Genomic DNA, 17,097 nt, shown 5'->3' on the forward strand with positions numbered 1-17,097 from the left:
ACGCGCTCACCCAGTTGCGCCGCACCCTTGCCAGGAGAGAACCCCGATGTTGCCCGCCCGCCACCACCGCCCCCCCTGCCGCCCGATCGCTCCGCTGACGCTGGCCATTGCCGGCGCGCTGTTCTCGCTTGCCGCTCCTGCCTTCGCCCAGGAGAGCAAGGACAACGCCACCGACCTGGCCCGCATCGAGGTCACCGGCTCCAACATCCGCCGCACCGACGTTGAAACCGCCTCGCCGGTGCAGGTGATCAGCAAGCAGGACATCCAGAACATGGGTGCGCGCACGCTGCTGCAGGTGCTCGACAACCTGCCGGCCGCACGCCCGGCGCAGCAGGATGCGCGCTCGCTGTTCACCGGTTCCGATGGTGCCTCGCAGGCCAACCTGCGCGGGCTCGGCGCACAGGGCACGCTGGTGCTGCTGAACGGTCGCCGCCTGTCGTACTACGGTGCGCCGGCCGGCTTCCAGACCCAGTTCGTCAACATCGATGCGATCCCGGCGGCGGCCATCGAGCGCATGGAAGTGCTGACCGACGGTGCCTCGGCGGTGTACGGCACCGACGCGGTGGCCGGCGTGATCAACGTGATCACCAAGCGCAACTTCCAGGGGGCCGAGGTCAGCTTCACCAACGACACCTCCTCGCGCATCGACTCCTACGGCGAACGCCAGGCCAGCATCACCGCCGGCTTCGGCGACCTGGCCGAGAACCGCTTCAACATCTACGGCGCGGTGAACATGTACCGCCGCGACGCGATCCCGCTGAGCGATTTCTACGACAAGCGGCCCGACCAGTACTACGTCAACAATCCGAACTACCTCAACAACCTGCGCCTGGGCGTGGGCAGCAAGCCGGGTGAATTCAATCCGGGCACCTACTTCGCCTTCGATCCGGTCACCGGCCGCCGCGTGCAGGAAGCTGCGCCGGGCTGCAGGAACGTGCTGACCAGTGAAGCGGCCGGCCCGCGTTGCGTCTGGGAAACCTGGATGAACAACGAGATCGATGCCGGCGCCAAGTCCGAGCGCAACACCGCCTACCTCAACGGCACCTTCCTGGTGGGCGACAGCACCGAGATCTTCGCCGAGGCGACCTATACCGACATCGACCTGCGCGCCAACGGTGGCACGCCGCGCACCTATGGCACCACGACCGGCAACCCGACCAGCTGGTTCTCGCGCAACACCGGCAACACCGTCAACCAGTTCCTGTACCCGTTCCTGGGCCCGAACAACGAGTACAACCACGCCAGCCCGCAGTTGAGGGCCATGATGGGCGGCGTGGTCGGCCTGAACTACCTGCTGCAGGATGCCGGCCCGAACTACTTCGGCCAGCGCAATACCGACAAGAGCTACCGGGTGCTGGCCGGCGCACGTGGCAATGTGGGTGACTGGAACTGGGAAACCGCCTTCGCCAGCGCGGGTACCCACTCCACCACCTACCAGACGATCAACGTCAACACCAAGGGCTTCGAGAAGGCCTTCGGCCCATACACGATCGATCCGGGCACCGGTCGGGTGATCATCTCCGACCACCCGGCTTACAAGTTCGGCGAGATCAGCGAAGCCAACGCCGCGTTGATCCGTGAAGCGTTCCCGACCTTCGACATCCAGTCGTGGACCCGCCTGCATACCCTGGACGGCAAGATCGAAGGACCGCTGTTCCAGCTGCCGGCCGGCGAGATGCGCGCCGCGTTCGGTTTCAACGCCAGCCGTGAGACCTTCTACACCCCGGGCAACGCCGATGCGGCCAATGGCCTGATCACCCAGCAGGGCGGCTCGTGGTTCGACGGCAAGCGCAACACCTACGCGCTGTTCGCCGAGACCGTGGCGCCGATCACCGACAAGCTGGAACTGGATGCGGCGGTGCGCGTGGACAAGTACCCGAACTTCAGCGCCAACATCGCGCCGAAGATCGGCTTCAAGTACCAGGCGTTCGATCAGCTGATGCTGCGCGGCACCTACTCCACTGGCTTCCGCGCGCCGAGCCTGGCCGAGTCCGGCAATGGCGGCGTGTTCGCACAGCTCGGTGGCTTCCGTGACGAACTGCGCTGCGGCGAGACCAATGCCATCGCCAACCTGCTGCTGAAGTCGCAGCGGCCGGGCGATGTCGATCTGGGCAAGAGCCTGCTGAACGTCGATTGCAGCCGCACCGTGGCGCGCATGACCCAGCCGAACAAGGACCTGAAGCCGGAGAAGGCGAAGATCGCCACCCTCGGCTTCGTCTACGAGCCAGCGAGCTGGCTGTCGGTGTCGGCCGACTACTGGTTCATCTACCGCAACAATGAAATCGTCGCGCCGGATTATCGCCGCATGGAAGACATCATCTCGATGTCGCGCTCGCCGATCACCGACAGCGACCGCGCCAACCTGGCGCAGCTGGCGGCAATGTGCGCCGATCCGGCCAGCGGCGTGAGCTGCCCGGCCACCCTGCCGGGCTACTCCGCCGGCAACGTGGCCAGCGTGGTCGGCCAGTACAAGAACCGCGGCAAGACGCTGATCGACGGCTTCGACATCGACGCGCGCAGCCGCTTCTCGCTGGGCGACTGGGGCAACCTGAACATCGGCCTGGCCGCCACCATCGCCAACCGCAACCGCTTCTACATGGACGCCGAGAACGGCTGGTACTACGGCGACGTGGTGGGCTACTACAACAACCCGCGCCTGCGTGCCACGCTCAATGCAGACTGGACCTACAAGCAGGTGACCACCAGCATGTTCGTCAACTACGTGGGTGGCACCAAGTGGGCTACCGACCAGATCGACGAAGAGAGCAACAACAGGGAAACCTGCACCGGCGGCTACCTGGCCCTGCAGAAGAGCAAGTGCGATGGTGCACCGTCGTGGTGGACCGCCAACATGAGCGTCACCTGGCGCCCGGACGATGCGTGGAACCTGAGCTTCACCGTCAAGAACCTGTTCAACCGCCTGCCGTTCTACGATCCGAACAGCTTCCTGGGTGACTCCAGTGACTACGCAACCATCTTCGGTCGTGGTTACAGTGTGACCATCGGCTACCGGTTCAAGTAATTCCGTTTGCGTGACCTGGCGTGCCGGCTGCGGCCGGCACGCTGCCAAGAGGAGAGATGTTTGCCATGAAGCGTAGGGAATTCATCGCGGCCAGCGCCGCTGTCGCCGCCAGCAGCCTGCTGCCGCAGACCCCCGCCTGGGCACGCGGGCGCAAGGTGCGCCTGGCCATGATCGGCACCGGCATGCGCGGGCTGGTGCTGCTGAAGGAACTGGTGCGTCGCGACGACGTCGAAGTGGTTGCCGTCTGCGATATCGAGCCGATCATGCTCGGCCGTGCCACAGAGATGGTGGCGAAGGCCGGCAAGCCCGCGCCGAAGACCTATGGCCAGGACCGCGACACCAACGCCTGGAAGCGACTTCTGGAACAGAAGGGCATCGATGGCGTGATCATCGCCACGCCGTGGGAATACCACGCACCGATGGCGATTGCCGCGATGCAGGCCGGTGTGGCCGTCGGCTGCGAAGTGGTGGCTGGCATCACCCTGCAGGACCACTGGGACGTGCTGAAGACGCAACTGAGCACCGGTACCCCGTACATGCTGCTGGAAAACGTCTGCTATCGCCGCGACGTGATGGCGGCATTGCAGATGGTGCGCCAGGGGCTGTTCGGCGAGCTGGTGCATCTGCAGGCCGGCTACCAGCACGACCTGCGCGGCGTGAAGTTCAATTCCGGTGACCCGAACCAGCCCTACGACAGCGGCGTGGAATTCGGGCCCAAGGGCTGGAGCGAAGCACGCTGGCGCACCGAGCATTCGGTGCAGCGCAACGGCGAGCTGTATCCCAGCCACGGCATCGGCCCGTGCGCGATGTACACCGGCATCAACCGTGGCAACCGCTTCACCCACATCAATGCCTTCGCGACCAAGGCACGCGGCCTGCACGAATACACCGTGGCCAAGAGTGGCGGCACCACCCACCCCAGCACCCAGGTAAAGTTCAAGCTCGGCGACATCGTGACCACCACGCTGGCGTGCGAGAACGGCGAAACCATCCTGCTGCAGCACGACACCTCGCTGCCGCGCCCGTACTCGATGGGCTTCCGCGTGCAGGGCACCAACGGCCTGTGGATGGACGTGAACCATTCGATCCACATCGAAGGCCGCAGCCCGCCGCACCAGTGGGAAGAGTTCAAGAAGTACCAGGACCAGTACGAGCACCCGCTGTGGAAGCAGAATGCCGACACCGCTGCCAGCGCCGGCCACGGCGGCATGGACTGGTTCGTCATCCATGCATTTGTTGAAGCGCTGAAGGCCAAGGCACCGATGCCGATCGACATCTACGATGCGGTGACCTGGAGTGCGATCACACCACTGAGTGAGCAGTCGATCGCCAACGGTTTCCAGACGCTGGAGTTCCCCGACTTTACTGCTGGTGCGTGGAAGACGCGCAAGCCGATCTTCGCGTTCGACGGGAAGTATTGAGGTTTACACCCTTCCACGCTGTGACGGAGACGCCGGGCACTGCCCGGTGTTTCTGTTTCTGGAAGCATTCGTCTTGTAGAGCCGAGCCCACGCCCGGCTGCTTGTTCGGTCGGTCGCTCGCTTTATCAGAAAACTCTGAAATCCGACCCACTCCACAGTTTCTGACTTGAATGTGTAAACCACATCGGAGATAACGTTCACCGTGCGGTCAGGCCGCATTCCGGACCAGGGACGATCCGAAGCATGACGTGGCGAGGCATTAGCCCCACGTTCTCGTTCCTGCCGGTGCTGCGTTCGTCCAGGAAGGAGAACAGGGATGTTGGAACGACTGAAGACCATTTCGTGTGCCGCACTGGCGATGATCGCGCTGGGGAGCTTGGCTCCTTGGGCTGCGCAGGCGCAGGAGGTGCAGAAGAAGTGGGAGAGCTACCTGTCGATGGGCCAGCCGCGAGCCACCGAAGCGGCGGTGCAGAAGGACATCAAGTCGCTCTTTTCCCAGTACGAAAAGGACAAACCCTTCAATTGGCATGTCAAACGCCAACGCGTCCTTGGAAAGAAGGTCATCTACGATTACCGGGTGAGACCCGAGAAGATCGTTACTACCGACTGGGTCTACATCCACTCAGGGCAGGAGTACTCCTCCGAAGATCAGATTCGTAGCGTGATCCTCGCTACCCGCGTCAGCGACCCGCGGGCGGTGGGGCGTATCTTGGCGCAGGGACGTCAGCCAATGCTTCGAAGAGCTCAGGGCCGCTGCCAAAGAAATCTTGGGGCGTCTATCGATACTCTGAAATGGCGGGCGGTTGGGGGCCATCGATTGGCGGCTCCATTCAAGGTTCAGATAATCTTATGAAGGGCAATAAGGACGGTGATAATTGGGCGTGGTTTCGTCGCCTGTTCTCACTGGACGATATGGGAAGAGATAAGGTGGGTGGTGGATCCCTTTCTGTTCCTCCGCTGCCTGGAGTTGGGTTTGGCGTCATGTCGGGATCTGGTTACACAGTTTCTGGGCAGATAGCTACGCCGACTGGAAATGGGTGCGGGTGTCCTTGAGATGAATAAATACAATCGATTCCTTCGGGCTTACTACATCATGTTCTTCTGGGTACTCAGGCTAGTTGCTTGCCTTGGAGTTGCCGTGAATTTAGTAATCCTTGCTTTTGTGCTGATTGATCTTGCTGATGGAGGCCGAGACTATGGATTTACGGGCTTGGCGTTTGTCGCTTTCTCTATTTGCATAGCTTTTGCCATGTGGAAAATCGGGTCTGTCGGCCTGCTCCGTCTCCGGCAAGCGAAGGCGTCATAGATCTTGCGAGGTCGTCGGTCGCGGGAGCGAGTGTGAGGGCTTTAGGCCAGCGCGCCCGTGTCGTGATCTCCTTCCACAGCTGCGATGCGCTTGCCTGTCGAATCCTCCGGATATGGGCTATAGCTGTGACGTAGCACCCGCTGCCTGGGCCGCAGACAAGCGGCTTCGCCAAGGGGCGTCTGGGGCAGGTGCTGCACGCCAGTGGCTGCACCCAGTACTGCCACGACCGCTTCGGCCAGGTCACCCGCAAGGTGCAGACCGTCAACGGCGTTGCCAGCACGCTGCGCTATGCCTACAGCAAGGCGGGCCGCCTGGCCGCGCTGACCTACCCGGGTGGCAGCGTGGCCGACTACGTGCGCGATACCCAGGGCCGCATCAGCCAGATCGGCCTGACCCGGCCCGGCCAGGCGCGCCAGTTCGTGGGGAACAACGTGACCTACGCGGCCTTCGGTCCGGCCACTGGCTGGACATATGGCAACGGCCGCCAGCTGCAGCGTCCGCTGGATCTGGATTATTGCCCGCAGGCGGTGCATGACCCGGCCGCCGGTGGCCTGTCGCTGGGCTATGGCTATGATCCCGTCGGTTCGATCACCGAGCTGAAGAACGGCACAGGCTCGACGGCGCTGGCCAAGTACGCCTATGACGCGCTGGGTCGCCTGACCCAGACCCAAGACGGATAAAAAGCAATCCTGGAGAGTGGGTGAATTTCATGAAGGAGGGTGGGGTCAAATGAGCATGTTCAAGAAGACTGGTCTTCTCCTGTATCTGGTGGGTGCAGGGTATGTAAATGCGCAGGTGCCCCCTCAGCCGGAAAGGCCGGTGGTTGAGCTTGACGGCTCGATCGCGACGGATAGTGGCGCTGAGCTTGATGATAAGCAGCTACTTGCGTTGACTGGCCGCGCAGACGCGGGCGACGCTGAGGCAGCGTTTCGAATCTCACGCCACTTTGAGGGCAGAGGCACGGCTGGCAGCTCCCACATGTGGCTTGTCTATGCCGCAGCACTGGGGCACCCGATTGCACAGTACAACGTGTTCTTCATGTTGAAGGACAAGAAGGACTGCGCGTCATCAAGTGAGGCATACGCATGGCTCAAGAGTGCCGCGTTGAAGGGGGTGAGAGGCGCGGACTCTGAACTTGAGCAAGCGGCCCGCATAGCAGCTCAACGATGCGGTAGTAAACGATAGGGAGAGAGAGGTCCCTTGCCGATTGAGGGCTAGCAACGTCCAGCTACGCACTAAGTCCCCAGGCTCACATGGTGCGCAGAGGATGGGCGTGGGCTTCCGGCTACCGGTCGTATGTCAATAGATGGGCATGTGCAGCAACTTCAAAACAAGCAGGCGCGGTTGAGGCGATTGCTTGCTGATTCTGCAGCAAAGCGCTGTGCAGGTTATAGCAATGAGGCTTGGCAATGGGTGACTATGGCTCAACCAATTTGAGATATACATAATGTTTGATAAAGAGCGCGTGGAAAAAATAGCTGAAGCTTGGGTCAATTTTAATCGGCTCGCAATCGATGCGATTGAGCGGGATCCGCTCACAGGCGGGCTGGATGAAGTTGATGACATCATCCAGCGAGATCCTGGCGAAGGTTGGAAATTCATTGAGGCTGTCAGGCGGATGGATGTAGATGCGCACCTACTTTCCAATCTTGCTGCCGGACCTTTGGAGGACTACCTGGTTGCCCACGGCGAAACCGAGATCGAGAGGGTTGAACGCTTGGCAAAACACGACCCGTCTCTTCGGGATCTCCTCGCTCAGACGTGGAAGAACTCGATGTCGGATGAGGTGTGGCGGCGGGTACAACGTGCTGCCACATCAGGTTAGGCTGCCATGGGTAACGCTCGAACGCCTTATGACTACGCTTGGCAGCTTCGCTATCGGCATGGCCCGCGAGGCCGCAGGGGGAGTGCAGTGCAATAAGTAATAAATGCGGGAGGCCGTTGCGGAAGTGCATGCGGGAGATTGGCAAGGAGCTTCAGCCCGCGAAAATGAATCTTCCGGAATCAATAAACCACCTGCTTTGGTGGATGTCTGATGACTCAACCATTCAGCGCGGGCAAAGATGATGAAATTTATTCCTATTATTTTTATCTGCTCAGTCTTCACTATCACCTCTTGCGATCGCAAGGGCAGGGAAGTTGTGCCGGAGGACGTGATCGAAGTCTATGATTCGGCAGAGGGGGGTGCCGTAATTGGTACAAGTACTACTCCGGTTCCGGTTGTTGGATATGTCTATCCGGACAAGACTCGTTACGTGCTGAAGGTTTGCCATCTGGGTCACATAGGATATGTGCGGGATGGAATACGGGAGCTAAGGGCAGCAGTAAACCCGAGGTCATGCTGCCCGGAAACCGCGAGGAGCGCGGACTAGAGTTAACTAAACGAGGCGAAACTGAGATCATCAAGCTGGAGACTGTGGCGAAACAGGAGCTGCCACTGCGTGAATTACCTAGTTGGATGTGGGCCAGGGCGTACCCCAGCCAGGTTGGGAAGACACAGTGATGGCAGCGCACCTCGGAGCGGTCCCGCAACCGGCCATCGTGACTGCGGTGGATGGCGAAGCGCGCAACCATGACGCAGTGGGCAATACCACCAGCACCGGCAGCTACAACCACCGCGGTGACGCGTACTGTGTACTCAGGCTAGTGGCGCAGCACAGATCACGTTGTACGACGAGGCTGGGTATTGGCTGGGGAACCATTCGGGCACGGGCCAAGCGCAACGGCAGGCCATCTGGCTGGACAACTACCCGGTGGCGTTGATCAATGTGCCGGGCCCCGGTATACCGGAGCTAGATCAGCACTTTCGGATACGCAGGTGGCGTCCCGTCGTCTTTGGTAGATCAACTTGGTATGTGTCCCTGCGACGAGTGCGTTGACTACCTAAGCATAACGTTCGGTGTGGCAGGCCTCACCTTTGGAGGCTTGGAAGCTGTGAATGGCGCAGGAGTCACCATTGCCGGTGTTTTGTCTCTGCAGCCCGAAGTTGCAATCCCCGGATTTCTGGTAATGGTGAATGGTGTGGCAACGGCGTACGATGGAGTGTCAGCGATACAAACCGCACAGGATGGAAAGGGAAGAGAATCCACCTACACCGAGGCGGCGGGGGATTGCTGTGGTATTTGGCGCGAATGCGGGAGAGCTGTTGTCATTCGGCTTCACATTGAGCAGTTGCCTTCAGGTCACACCAGAACTGCTGCAACGCGTAGCTACTGACAAGGATGCCATGAAGGTGGTGAAGGATGTTAGGGGTGGGTCTGGGTGCAATTGCAGATAATTGAGATGATATGCATATGCGCAATAGAATACTGAATTGGCTCGGTTTGGTGTTTTTTTCGCTAATTTTTCTGAGGTCATCGTCCTATCTCGCATTGAAGGTGTATGCGATTGGTCACCTTGAGAGGGGCGATTATTTTGTAATGTTGCCTCTGGCGCTGGGTTCGCTCCTGATCTGCGGCATGTTTGTGGCAATTGTTCTTAAGAACGTAAAATCCAATCAATAGATTCCACCTGGAAGTTCACGCGCGACGTATGGATCCGTCAAGTGATTGGCCAAGGAGATGAGCCGATGGGTATCACTATCCATGATTTCAAGATGACCGGAATTCGTCTTGATCCGGTGTCCGGAGTGACTGTTTCTCTGTTTGATGACTCTGTGCAGGGATCCTATGATTTGGTCTTTGGTCGAGTCAGGAAGGCGAGCATTGATGGTTTCTCTAGCCAGAATGTCGTGCTCGATCTTAAGGTCTTCCATCGAAAGGATGATTCCTTTGAATTCCAGCGGTGTTGCTTCCTCCTTGGTCTAGACCCAGTGGCTGCCCGGGAAATTGTCGATGGTGACACCTTGGTCTTCATTGAGGCCTCTGTCGGCGCAGAGATTGCACTTCTAGTAGAGGGCACTTGGGAAGGCCGGTTGATTCCTGTCAAATCATGATTCTTGATCTGTCGAATGCATCGCTCCAAGACGCACGCACCGCCTGGCTTGTAGGTCGACAGGGAGCTGACAGAGAGATGGATTACAGGACGGATCACCATCGGGCCAACGCAATGGGCTCTACCGTGCGTGCAGCCCGATGAACATCATCGATCCTGTACTCCGCGAACTGCTTTCCCGGCTCAGTGTCGACACTGACTTCGGCGATACGGTGCTGACTTGTCCGGAGACCCAAGGGGCCTATGAGGACACGCCCCTGCATGTGGTGGCCTATTACAACGATTTGGCCCTCCTCAGCGCATTGATGCCCTTCGTGACCAACATCGATGTGCGTGGTGATCTTGATCTGACGGCGCTGGCAAGTGCGGTGGCACATGGCAGCGTCGCGGCAGCGGCCTATCTCCTCTGGTGTGGTGCAGACCCGCACGCAGGGAATGAGCTTGATCGGACACCACTGGAAATGATGTGCCAGGACCCGAGGTTTGATGATGCGGTGCGTATGATCGACACCGCAGATGGAGCCTGGTGATGGAAACTTCTGAAAAGAGGTTCTACCGATGCGCCTGATGACCTTCATCTGCCCACTTTGTGGCGCTAGCGGGCAGCGCTTTCCGCTGCGATCTGCTGGAAAGCGTCAAGCGAAGACGTCCTGCCGGGGGTGTCACGTCGAGCTTCGTTCAGACCCGCGGTTGGGCACGTACACGTTCTATCTTCTGTACGCACAGGTCATCATCCTGGTGGCGGCATTGCCGCTGGTCGGGGCCGGTGTCGCGGGTGAATGGGCACGGCTGGGAATGATCTGTCTGGTAGTGCTGGTGCTGTGCTGGTTCCCCGGCGTGATCAGGCACGTACGAAGTCCGATCGTGCGCGCCTGCCAAGATCCCGATTACAGCTATGCGCGCAGGCCGGGTGCTTCGACTACGCACGCTGCCGCAAACCCGGAGCAGAGTAGCGACACGCCAAGCGCCAGCCCGTGATAGGGAAGTCAAGAAATGACATACCATCTCGGCACGAGGTACAGTTCCTGGATCGTATTGCAGAACGGGTTGCAGATGGTAATTGACATTTGGCCGGCCCATTCTGGGGCTGTCCTGTCTATGCCTAAGGCTGCCATCTTGCGTGCAGCGGTGCTGCTCTTGCCAATGCTAGGGGGCTGCAGCATTCACCAGTTTCAACAGACGGAATGGAAGTCGGACTGGGTAGATGTTTCGTCCGGTGCGATTTTCCCTGGCAATTCAACGACTCTGCCGCTTGACCGCATTTCCATACTTGATCCTGATAGTGAAGCAGCCATTGCGGAGTGGATGTTGGAGCATTCGCTGGTCGTGGTATCGGCATCAGAGGTTGAAGGGAAGATCGGTCCAATGCCGTTGAGTGACCTGAAGCCAGCGGCCGGGGAGAGCGTCTATCTCGTCAGGGCCGCTTCGGATGAAAGTAGGGGCAAGTTCATCGGCTACGTCAACGACAAGGGACTTCTCATCATGTATGGGGTGATGGGGGGCTGCGGTGAGCAGAAGCAACGGGTGGTTGCCGTGAGCCTTCGGGAGAAGCCCGCCAACGTATTCGGTCGATGCTCGGCGGCGCTATAGTGCGCTGAAGCGCCGAGCTCCGCCTACTGCCTGGCGGATGACGCCAGGTGTGCGACCAATGGCGCGCTCGGCAACCGCAAGGGAGATCGGCGCAGCGCGACCAATGCGTTCGAGCAGATCGTTCTGGGGAGGTAATGGAAAACAGTCAAAGGAAATCGGGGTTGCTCAAGAGTTCTCTCGATGCCAAAGGCTTCTTCCTGTGCGCTTTGTCTGTCGCGTCCGTCTGTGTGCTCGCCCTGAGCGCATGCGAGAATGACCGCTTAGGGGAGCTGCAGCTGAAACCCATCTACGCGGAACTGAGTAGTGCGTACTATGGTGGGATGTGCGAGGGTGCAGCCGGTCCAGACGCCAGTATCGAGAAGGTTCGTGCGGTGCGCATTGGTACGATCGCTGGTGATTGCGCAGTGCTCTATTTGGACGGAGTAGATAGGAAGGGTGAGCCCGTGATCTATGGAGCGAAAACTGGGGATCGGCCTGAATGTGCTGGATTGATACGGAAGCTCGAAGTCGGACGGGCAAGCGCGGCAGTTCTCGGCAGGGCGCGGGAAATATGCAGATAGTGATTTTCAGATATTCTCCGTATGACCTCCACTGTTGGGGGGCGCAGATGCCCGCTGTGGGCCGGCAGTCGCAATCTTCTTCTCAGTGCCAGCCTGGCCTTAAGAAACTCGAATTCGGCGTCTGGTATGAAGATGAATTTGGATACCTTGGAAAAGGTCTCATCAATATTGTTCGACGCGCTCCGCTCCAGGGGCTTGCAAGAGAACTGGCCGCATTGTTCAGGAGGTATCGGATTCCACTGGCCCAGCTGCGAACGCTGGAGGCAGGCAGGTACTCTCGAGCGCTGCGCGATGCGTTGCGCGAGTAGGGCGCCAAGCGGGAGGCAAGGTGCATGAGCTCCCGCACTCCTCCACAAAAGAACGCGATCGGTCTGCACGCCCTCGGAGAGGTACAAGATGAAAGCCAGGCAGATTCTTCGGTACGGGCTGGCCTACGCGGTGTCGTGTGGAGCACTCTGGCTGTTCCTGCACTTTGTGGGCAGGGCGCTTTACGCCTTCGACTCACATCAGGTTTTCTTCTGGCTGTATGCCGTCAGCCTTCTGTTGCTGGGAATTGGCGCACGGGTTCCCGCCGCTGGCCGCCTGACGATCAGGCGGCTTGCCGAGGGGGCTGGCTTGGGGCTGCTCGCGGGCCTTCTGGCCCAGGTCGTGGTGCTTGTACTGGAAGCCTATAGATTCAGCGGATTCAGGCCATCGCTGCTCTGGCAGGTACCGGTTTCGCTGATGGTGATGAGCGTCGTGCTGCTCACGCCGCTCTGGGGCGTAGTGCTGGTTGCCCTCACCGTCGCATGCCGCCGCGACAACAACCCACATCAGGCCTCGAACCCATGAAGCGCCTGACTGCCTTTTGCCTCGTGGTTGCACTGACATCCTGTGCGGCGCATCCGAACCGCACCACGAAGTGTCCACCGGCCCATTTCACCTACGTCGGCACCGAGAGAGTCGACGGACTGACCTACGGGCGCTTCCAGATCACCCACAACGCTGATCAACCGCTTCAGCTGTGGGTGGATGAGAGACGCAGGTTGAACTCAAGGACCGCTCGCGCAGAGATGAGGCGTAAAGGCGAGGATGCCTGGCGACCTTACAACGTGATCCTTGAGGAAATCACACCGGGAGCGATCGGGCTGTCGATCGGGCAGGGTGAACAGCAGAGCGTTTTGTTCGATGGTGATGGCGTGTTCCTGCCCGGCCAATCCAGTGCGGACACGGAGTACTCCATCGTGGTACGGGATGCAGCCGGTTGCGAACATCGCACCGCGTCATTCATTCCCTGACGTTGCCGCCGCTGTGCGAGATTCTCGGTCACCCCCGCTCAGCGGCACCCACTGCATGCGCAGCGGGTGCCCCACAGCGGTCTGCGCGATCTCAATCGGCACGCCATCCCGCAGCCACGCGGCCCGCCAGCACCAGCTCGGTATCTGAGGTCAAACTACAGCAAATGCCAATGTCCCGCGAACTGATTTTCATAAGGTGCATGAAGGGCGCAGCTGCAGTTGGAGCGTTGGCGATCTGCTGCGCGCTGATTGCGTCCATGATGAATATGGGCTGTCCAGTCGTTGGGTACTCTCCAGCAGTCATGTTTGCTCTTTTTTTCGCATTGCTGGTGCTGCTTGTGTATTCCAAGTTCGAACTGGCGGGGAGGGGAATTCTGTCGGTTGAGGTTGGGCGAGTGCGATTCGCATTCGCTATGGCTTTCCTGGCCGAGATGTTCATGATTGGGTTGCTGGTCGCCCGCAACCTCGAATGCGATAGCTTCGTTCGCGCGATTCCCATTCCTGGGGCACTACTTGTCTTCTATACAGCTGCTGCCTTCTCATTTGTATTCAGTGACTTCTACCTTGGTGCAGCACGAAAAATCATCAGACTTGGTGCTCGGCCGAGGAACTTCTTAAGAGACAAATAGTTGGAACTGCCTTTGTGGTGCGTGAGCATCCGCCACGTGAGTGGCGGGTGCTCCGCAGGGATAGCGCCAGTGCTGACTCAATCGGCACGCCATCCCGCAGCCACCCGGTCCGCCAGTACCAGCTCGGTATCCACCTGCCGGCCATCGCGCAGATAACGGATGCCCACGCGCGTCCCAACCGGGCGCTCACGCAGCAGCGCACGCCAGTCCGCCAGCTTCCGCGTGGCAATCGGCTCGCCTGAAATCATGACGATGCGATCATCCCTTCGCAGCCCCGCGCGCGCACCAGCGCTGGTCGGCGCCACATCGGCCACACGCAGTGCAGAGTCCTCGGCCTGAAGCCACAGCCCACTGCGGTCGAAGGCATCGGCCTGCGTGCTTTCAGCGTTGGGCACCAGATAAAGGCGCTTGGCGTCGTAGTCGATGCCCATGGAGAAGCGCCGCAGCACGCCGCCACCGAGAATCGCGCCATAGTCGGCCAGGGCCAGTGCACCCTTGTCGGTGCTGGACAGATCACCGACCAGGCCGGTGACCTTGATGTAGCCCATGCGCAGCACACCGAGCCGGGCCGGTCGCGCCCGCCCCGGGCCACCCAGGCCCCATCCAAGCACCGCCTCCTCACTGGCGTGGTACTTCTCCAACAGACCATGGGTACGCACGAACGGGCTGCTCAGGCTCAGCGAGTTGCGTGAGCCGGTGTCCAGCCACAACCGCAGCGGAGTGCCGTCCAGCTCGCCATTCAGTACCGGTGCGCGGTCGTCCTGTTCGAACGGCAGCACCACCGCGTTGGCGGGCGGCTGGTAGTGGCCCGGTCGGGTGAAGCTGAGCACGCGCGCGCCATAGTCGAAGGTGGTGACGAAGCGCAGGAAGGTCTCGTAGCCGATGAAGCCATCGTGTGGCACGCCCATCGAGTTGATCTGCTGGCCGAGGTCGATGATGTGGAACACCGGGTTTGCAAGGTGCGCGCCACCGATGCGCAGGTGGCGGGCCTGCGCCAGGCCCAGGTCGCTGGCGTTGTCGCCGGCACCATGCACGCTCAGGCGGCCCGTGGTGGTCAGCCCCAGGCGCTTGGCGGCGGTCGGTGTCAGCAGATTGATGGCGCCCGTATCCACCAGGAATCGCGCCGGCTGCCCGTCCACTTCGGCCTCGATGTAGACATGGTTGTTGATCAGGTCGAACGGAATGCGGGTGGTGCCGCTGGCATCCTCGATATAGCTGTCATGGGCCATCATTGGCGGTGCATACACGGTGTCTGTTACCGGGCCATCCACCTGGTAGCGCTGCACCTGTACATCGCTGCGCAGTCGCGGATCAGCACGGCCCCGGGCATCGAGGGTGTCGGTGATGATGCGATGGGGCAGCAACAGGCCTTCGACCGCCCGGTAGTCCTCCAGTGCGGTGGCGGTGGGTGTGCGAGCGGATGCAATGACCACGCGGCCGAGCAGGCCGCTGCCCCTATCGAACCAGAGCTCGATCGGGTCGGCGCCCTCCGGCTTCGTGGCCAGGACGGTATAGCGCCGGCCATCCAGAGCCTCGGTGCGGGGCGCGGCAAAGTGCGTGGTCGGATAGGCGTTGGACCAATAGGCACGGGTCGCCAGCCACGACTGCGTGCGCGCGGTCCGACGTGGCACGGTGCCATCCAGCAGGCCGACCTCGCCGCCATAGTCGCGCCGCCAGGACAGTTGCCCATCAAAGCCCTGCGCGACGGTGAAGTCTCCCAGTTGCGCCTGTTCGGCATAGCGCCCGGCACGCAGGTCCTGGTTGAGCTGCCAGCGCCCGTGCAGGCCGCCCACCGACTGCTCGCCCACCGCCTGCAGACGCTGTACCGACAGCCACTGCTCGCCACCACTGGCTACGCGGGCCTTGGCCAGCACATCGGCAGCATCCACCCCCGCGGCGTGTGCCGGAACCGCCAGCATCCACAGCAGGCCACCTAGCATCCATCGCAAACGCATCGCCTCACCTCCTTCGTTGGATCAGGAGGTGATGGCAGCGCACGGACCGGGGATATTCGACCGGGCGTGAAGGATTGGACGTTCAGTTGGACGCGGTGAGGCGGCGGTACTCGCTCGGCGTCTGTCCGGTGGCGCGCTTGAACGCGCTGTTGAAGGTCGATTTGCTGCCGAAGCCGGCGGCAAGGCCGATGTCCAGCACGCTGCGGAGGTCGGACGGATCGGACAGGCACGCCCTCGCGGCAGCGACGCGGAAGCTGTTCACGAACTCGGAGAAGCTCTGGCCCACCCCTTGGTTGAGCGCCTGCGAGACCTGGTTGGGTGACCAGCCGCTGCGCTGGCTGAGGGTCTGAAGATCCAGCCCGGGCGCTTCATGCAGGCGTTCGTCCTGCATCAATGCGGTCAGCGCGCTGGCGATGGCCGCGCATTGTGCTGCGTCGATGCCCGAGCGTTCGTAGCGTGCGTGGGTCGTATCCTCGGCGGACGCGGTCATGTCCACCATGATGGGTGCCGCAGTGCTCGCACGTACGCGCAGCTGCTGGCGTACGACCCGGCACGCCAGCAGGTACATGCCCATGGTGGTCAGCAGGCTGAGCCCGATGCTGGCCAGCAGTGGAGCAGCGTCCGGCGGCCACCGGTTCATTGCGCTGGCAAGCCAGCATCCCGCCATCACGATCGCCAGCCCGCGCAGTCCGCTGCGTTGGATGGCGGCTCCGGGCGGGGCGGGCGGCGCACGCAGCGAGAGCCACAGCGCGGCCAGCAGGTAGGGAGCACCCTGCAACAGCCAGCCGTGGAAACTGAGCTGGAACAGCACATCGCCCAGCGGTGAGGCCTCGAAAGGCGCGAGTGCGTTCAACAGGGAAATGGCGAACGCGAGGCCAGCCGGCAGCAGATGCGCGAGCGGCAAGGGTGTTGCAGCGGCCTGCGCGGGTGTCAGCAGCGCACGCGCATGGCCATACAGCAGTGGACCGAGCAGATAGACCAGAGGCACTTCGATGACCCGCAGCCAGCGCACGGCGTCGGGCGAGAGCCAGGCCTGGCCACCCAGCAGCACCAATCCGAACAGATTGGCGGCGGCGAAACAGGCGAGGAATGCGGTGAGCAGCGGGTTCCCACGCGATGTGCGACCGACGCTCACGCCGGTGGACAAGGTGGCCAGGCCGAGAATCGCAGCACCCGCGGCCAGCTTCAGCAGATCCGGTGGCGTCATGCGCGCAGTGTTGATGAAGCACGTGGCAACGTCCAGCGCGGGCTGGCGGCGTGCAGGCAACACAGGGAAAAATGGCGCGCCCGGAGGGATTCGAACCCCCGACCAATGGCTTCGGAAGCCACTACTCTATCCGGCTGAGCTACGGGCGCGTTGTAGAACCGCCGCGCCGTCGGCCAGTGCCGGGGCGGGCATCGCAG

The 17,097-nt window shown here is 61.2% G+C and carries 14 protein-coding genes, 1 tRNA gene and 2 pseudogenes; 14 read left to right on the forward strand and 3 right to left on the reverse strand.

The window, feature by feature from the left end; all coding sequences use genetic code 11:
• Positions 1-46 precede the first annotated feature (46 nt).
• From VG556_RS11630 to VG556_RS11695, 14 genes and pseudogenes are all read left to right on the forward strand, one after another.
• Positions 47-3,022, forward strand: a complete 2,976-nt coding sequence (locus tag VG556_RS11630) for a TonB-dependent receptor (protein WP_100450751.1) — start codon at positions 47-49, stop codon at positions 3,020-3,022.
• 65 nt (positions 3,023-3,087) lie between these two features.
• The gene (locus VG556_RS11635) at positions 3,088-4,443 is read left to right on the forward strand and encodes a Gfo/Idh/MocA family protein (RefSeq protein ID WP_100450927.1); all 1,356 of its coding nucleotides are present in this window, start codon (positions 3,088-3,090) and stop codon (positions 4,441-4,443) included.
• Positions 4,444-4,759: 316 nt separating this feature from the next.
• Entirely contained in the window at positions 4,760-5,296 is a 537-nt protein-coding gene (locus VG556_RS11640) for a hypothetical protein (protein ID WP_238381502.1), read from the forward strand.
• Positions 5,297-5,858: 562 nt separating this feature from the next.
• Positions 5,859-6,426 (forward strand): annotated as a pseudogene (locus VG556_RS11645) (RHS repeat protein); the annotation flags it as partial.
• Positions 6,427-6,478: 52 nt separating this feature from the next.
• Positions 6,479-6,934: a hypothetical protein gene (locus VG556_RS11650; RefSeq protein ID WP_049420889.1), complete on the forward strand. Its 456-nt coding sequence runs from the start codon at positions 6,479-6,481 to the stop codon at positions 6,932-6,934.
• A 262-nt stretch (positions 6,935-7,196) separates the two neighbouring features.
• Positions 7,197-7,574: a DUF6869 domain-containing protein gene (locus tag VG556_RS11655; RefSeq protein WP_134967363.1), complete on the forward strand. Its 378-nt coding sequence runs from the start codon at positions 7,197-7,199 to the stop codon at positions 7,572-7,574.
• Between the two features lie 673 nt (positions 7,575-8,247).
• Positions 8,248-8,544 (forward strand): annotated as a pseudogene (locus VG556_RS11660) (hypothetical protein); the annotation flags it as partial.
• Positions 8,545-9,317: 773 nt separating this feature from the next.
• Positions 9,318-9,683 (forward strand): hypothetical protein, encoded by a 366-nt coding sequence (locus VG556_RS11665; protein WP_100450749.1) that lies wholly within the window; start codon positions 9,318-9,320, stop codon positions 9,681-9,683.
• Positions 9,684-9,822: 139 nt separating this feature from the next.
• The gene (locus VG556_RS11670) at positions 9,823-10,212 is read left to right on the forward strand and encodes an ankyrin repeat domain-containing protein (protein ID WP_100450748.1); all 390 of its coding nucleotides are present in this window, start codon (positions 9,823-9,825) and stop codon (positions 10,210-10,212) included.
• A 28-nt stretch (positions 10,213-10,240) separates the two neighbouring features.
• Complete coding sequence (locus tag VG556_RS11675; RefSeq protein WP_100450747.1) at positions 10,241-10,660, forward strand: hypothetical protein; 420 nt, start codon at positions 10,241-10,243, stop codon at positions 10,658-10,660.
• Positions 10,661-10,675: 15 nt separating this feature from the next.
• A complete protein-coding gene (locus tag VG556_RS11680; protein ID WP_238381492.1) occupies positions 10,676-11,272 on the forward strand; it encodes a hypothetical protein in 597 nt (198 codons plus the stop codon).
• A gap of 956 nt (positions 11,273-12,228) precedes the next feature.
• Entirely contained in the window at positions 12,229-12,663 is a 435-nt protein-coding gene (locus VG556_RS11685; RefSeq protein WP_100450746.1) for a hypothetical protein, read from the forward strand.
• Complete coding sequence (locus VG556_RS11690) at positions 12,660-13,109, forward strand: adhesin (RefSeq protein ID WP_100450745.1); 450 nt, start codon at positions 12,660-12,662, stop codon at positions 13,107-13,109. The genes VG556_RS11685 and VG556_RS11690 overlap by 4 nt, the downstream gene beginning before the upstream one ends.
• A gap of 170 nt (positions 13,110-13,279) precedes the next feature.
• Positions 13,280-13,738, forward strand: a complete 459-nt coding sequence (locus VG556_RS11695; RefSeq protein ID WP_100450744.1) for a hypothetical protein — start codon at positions 13,280-13,282, stop codon at positions 13,736-13,738.
• Between the two features lie 77 nt (positions 13,739-13,815).
• On the opposite strand, the gene VG556_RS11700 is transcribed toward VG556_RS11695, so the two are convergent.
• From VG556_RS11700 to VG556_RS11710, 3 genes are all read right to left on the reverse strand, one after another.
• Positions 13,816-15,693 carry an aspartyl protease family protein gene (locus tag VG556_RS11700; RefSeq protein ID WP_111144162.1) on the reverse strand — a complete coding sequence of 626 codons (1,878 nt, stop codon included), beginning with the start codon at positions 15,691-15,693 and terminating at the stop codon, positions 13,816-13,818.
• 82 nt (positions 15,694-15,775) lie between these two features.
• Positions 15,776-16,900 carry a helix-turn-helix domain-containing protein gene (locus tag VG556_RS11705; RefSeq protein WP_069117967.1) on the reverse strand — a complete coding sequence of 375 codons (1,125 nt, stop codon included), beginning with the start codon at positions 16,898-16,900 and terminating at the stop codon, positions 15,776-15,778.
• A 72-nt stretch (positions 16,901-16,972) separates the two neighbouring features.
• A tRNA-Arg gene (locus tag VG556_RS11710) sits at positions 16,973-17,049 on the reverse strand.
• Positions 17,050-17,097: the final 48 nt, after the last annotated feature.

This window comes from Stenotrophomonas sp. CASM106 (assembly GCF_049384825.1).
GTDB classification, from domain to species: Bacteria; Pseudomonadota; Gammaproteobacteria; order Xanthomonadales; family Xanthomonadaceae; genus Stenotrophomonas; species Stenotrophomonas muris.

Excerpts from the sequence above, each read along its gene's own strand:
- VG556_RS11630 (WP_100450751.1), top strand. The coding sequence starts at position 47 with ATGTTGCCCGCCCGCCACCACCGCCCCCCCTGCCGCCCGATCGCTCCG.
- VG556_RS11635 (WP_100450927.1), top strand. The coding sequence starts at position 3,088 with ATGAAGCGTAGGGAATTCATCGCGGCCAGCGCCGCTGTCGCCGCCAGC.
- VG556_RS11640 (WP_238381502.1), top strand. The coding sequence starts at position 4,760 with ATGTTGGAACGACTGAAGACCATTTCGTGTGCCGCACTGGCGATGATC.
- VG556_RS11650 (WP_049420889.1), top strand. The coding sequence starts at position 6,479 with ATGAGCATGTTCAAGAAGACTGGTCTTCTCCTGTATCTGGTGGGTGCA.
- VG556_RS11655 (WP_134967363.1), top strand. The coding sequence starts at position 7,197 with ATGTTTGATAAAGAGCGCGTGGAAAAAATAGCTGAAGCTTGGGTCAAT.
- VG556_RS11665 (WP_100450749.1), top strand. The coding sequence starts at position 9,318 with ATGGGTATCACTATCCATGATTTCAAGATGACCGGAATTCGTCTTGAT.
- VG556_RS11670 (WP_100450748.1), top strand. The coding sequence starts at position 9,823 with ATGAACATCATCGATCCTGTACTCCGCGAACTGCTTTCCCGGCTCAGT.
- VG556_RS11675 (WP_100450747.1), top strand. The coding sequence starts at position 10,241 with ATGCGCCTGATGACCTTCATCTGCCCACTTTGTGGCGCTAGCGGGCAG.
- VG556_RS11680 (WP_238381492.1), top strand. The coding sequence starts at position 10,676 with ATGACATACCATCTCGGCACGAGGTACAGTTCCTGGATCGTATTGCAG.
- VG556_RS11685 (WP_100450746.1), top strand. The coding sequence starts at position 12,229 with ATGAAAGCCAGGCAGATTCTTCGGTACGGGCTGGCCTACGCGGTGTCG.
- VG556_RS11690 (WP_100450745.1), top strand. The coding sequence starts at position 12,660 with ATGAAGCGCCTGACTGCCTTTTGCCTCGTGGTTGCACTGACATCCTGT.
- VG556_RS11695 (WP_100450744.1), top strand. The coding sequence starts at position 13,280 with ATGTCCCGCGAACTGATTTTCATAAGGTGCATGAAGGGCGCAGCTGCA.
- VG556_RS11700 (WP_111144162.1), bottom strand. The coding sequence starts at position 15,693 with ATGCGTTTGCGATGGATGCTAGGTGGCCTGCTGTGGATGCTGGCGGTT.
- VG556_RS11705 (WP_069117967.1), bottom strand. The coding sequence starts at position 16,900 with ATGACGCCACCGGATCTGCTGAAGCTGGCCGCGGGTGCTGCGATTCTC.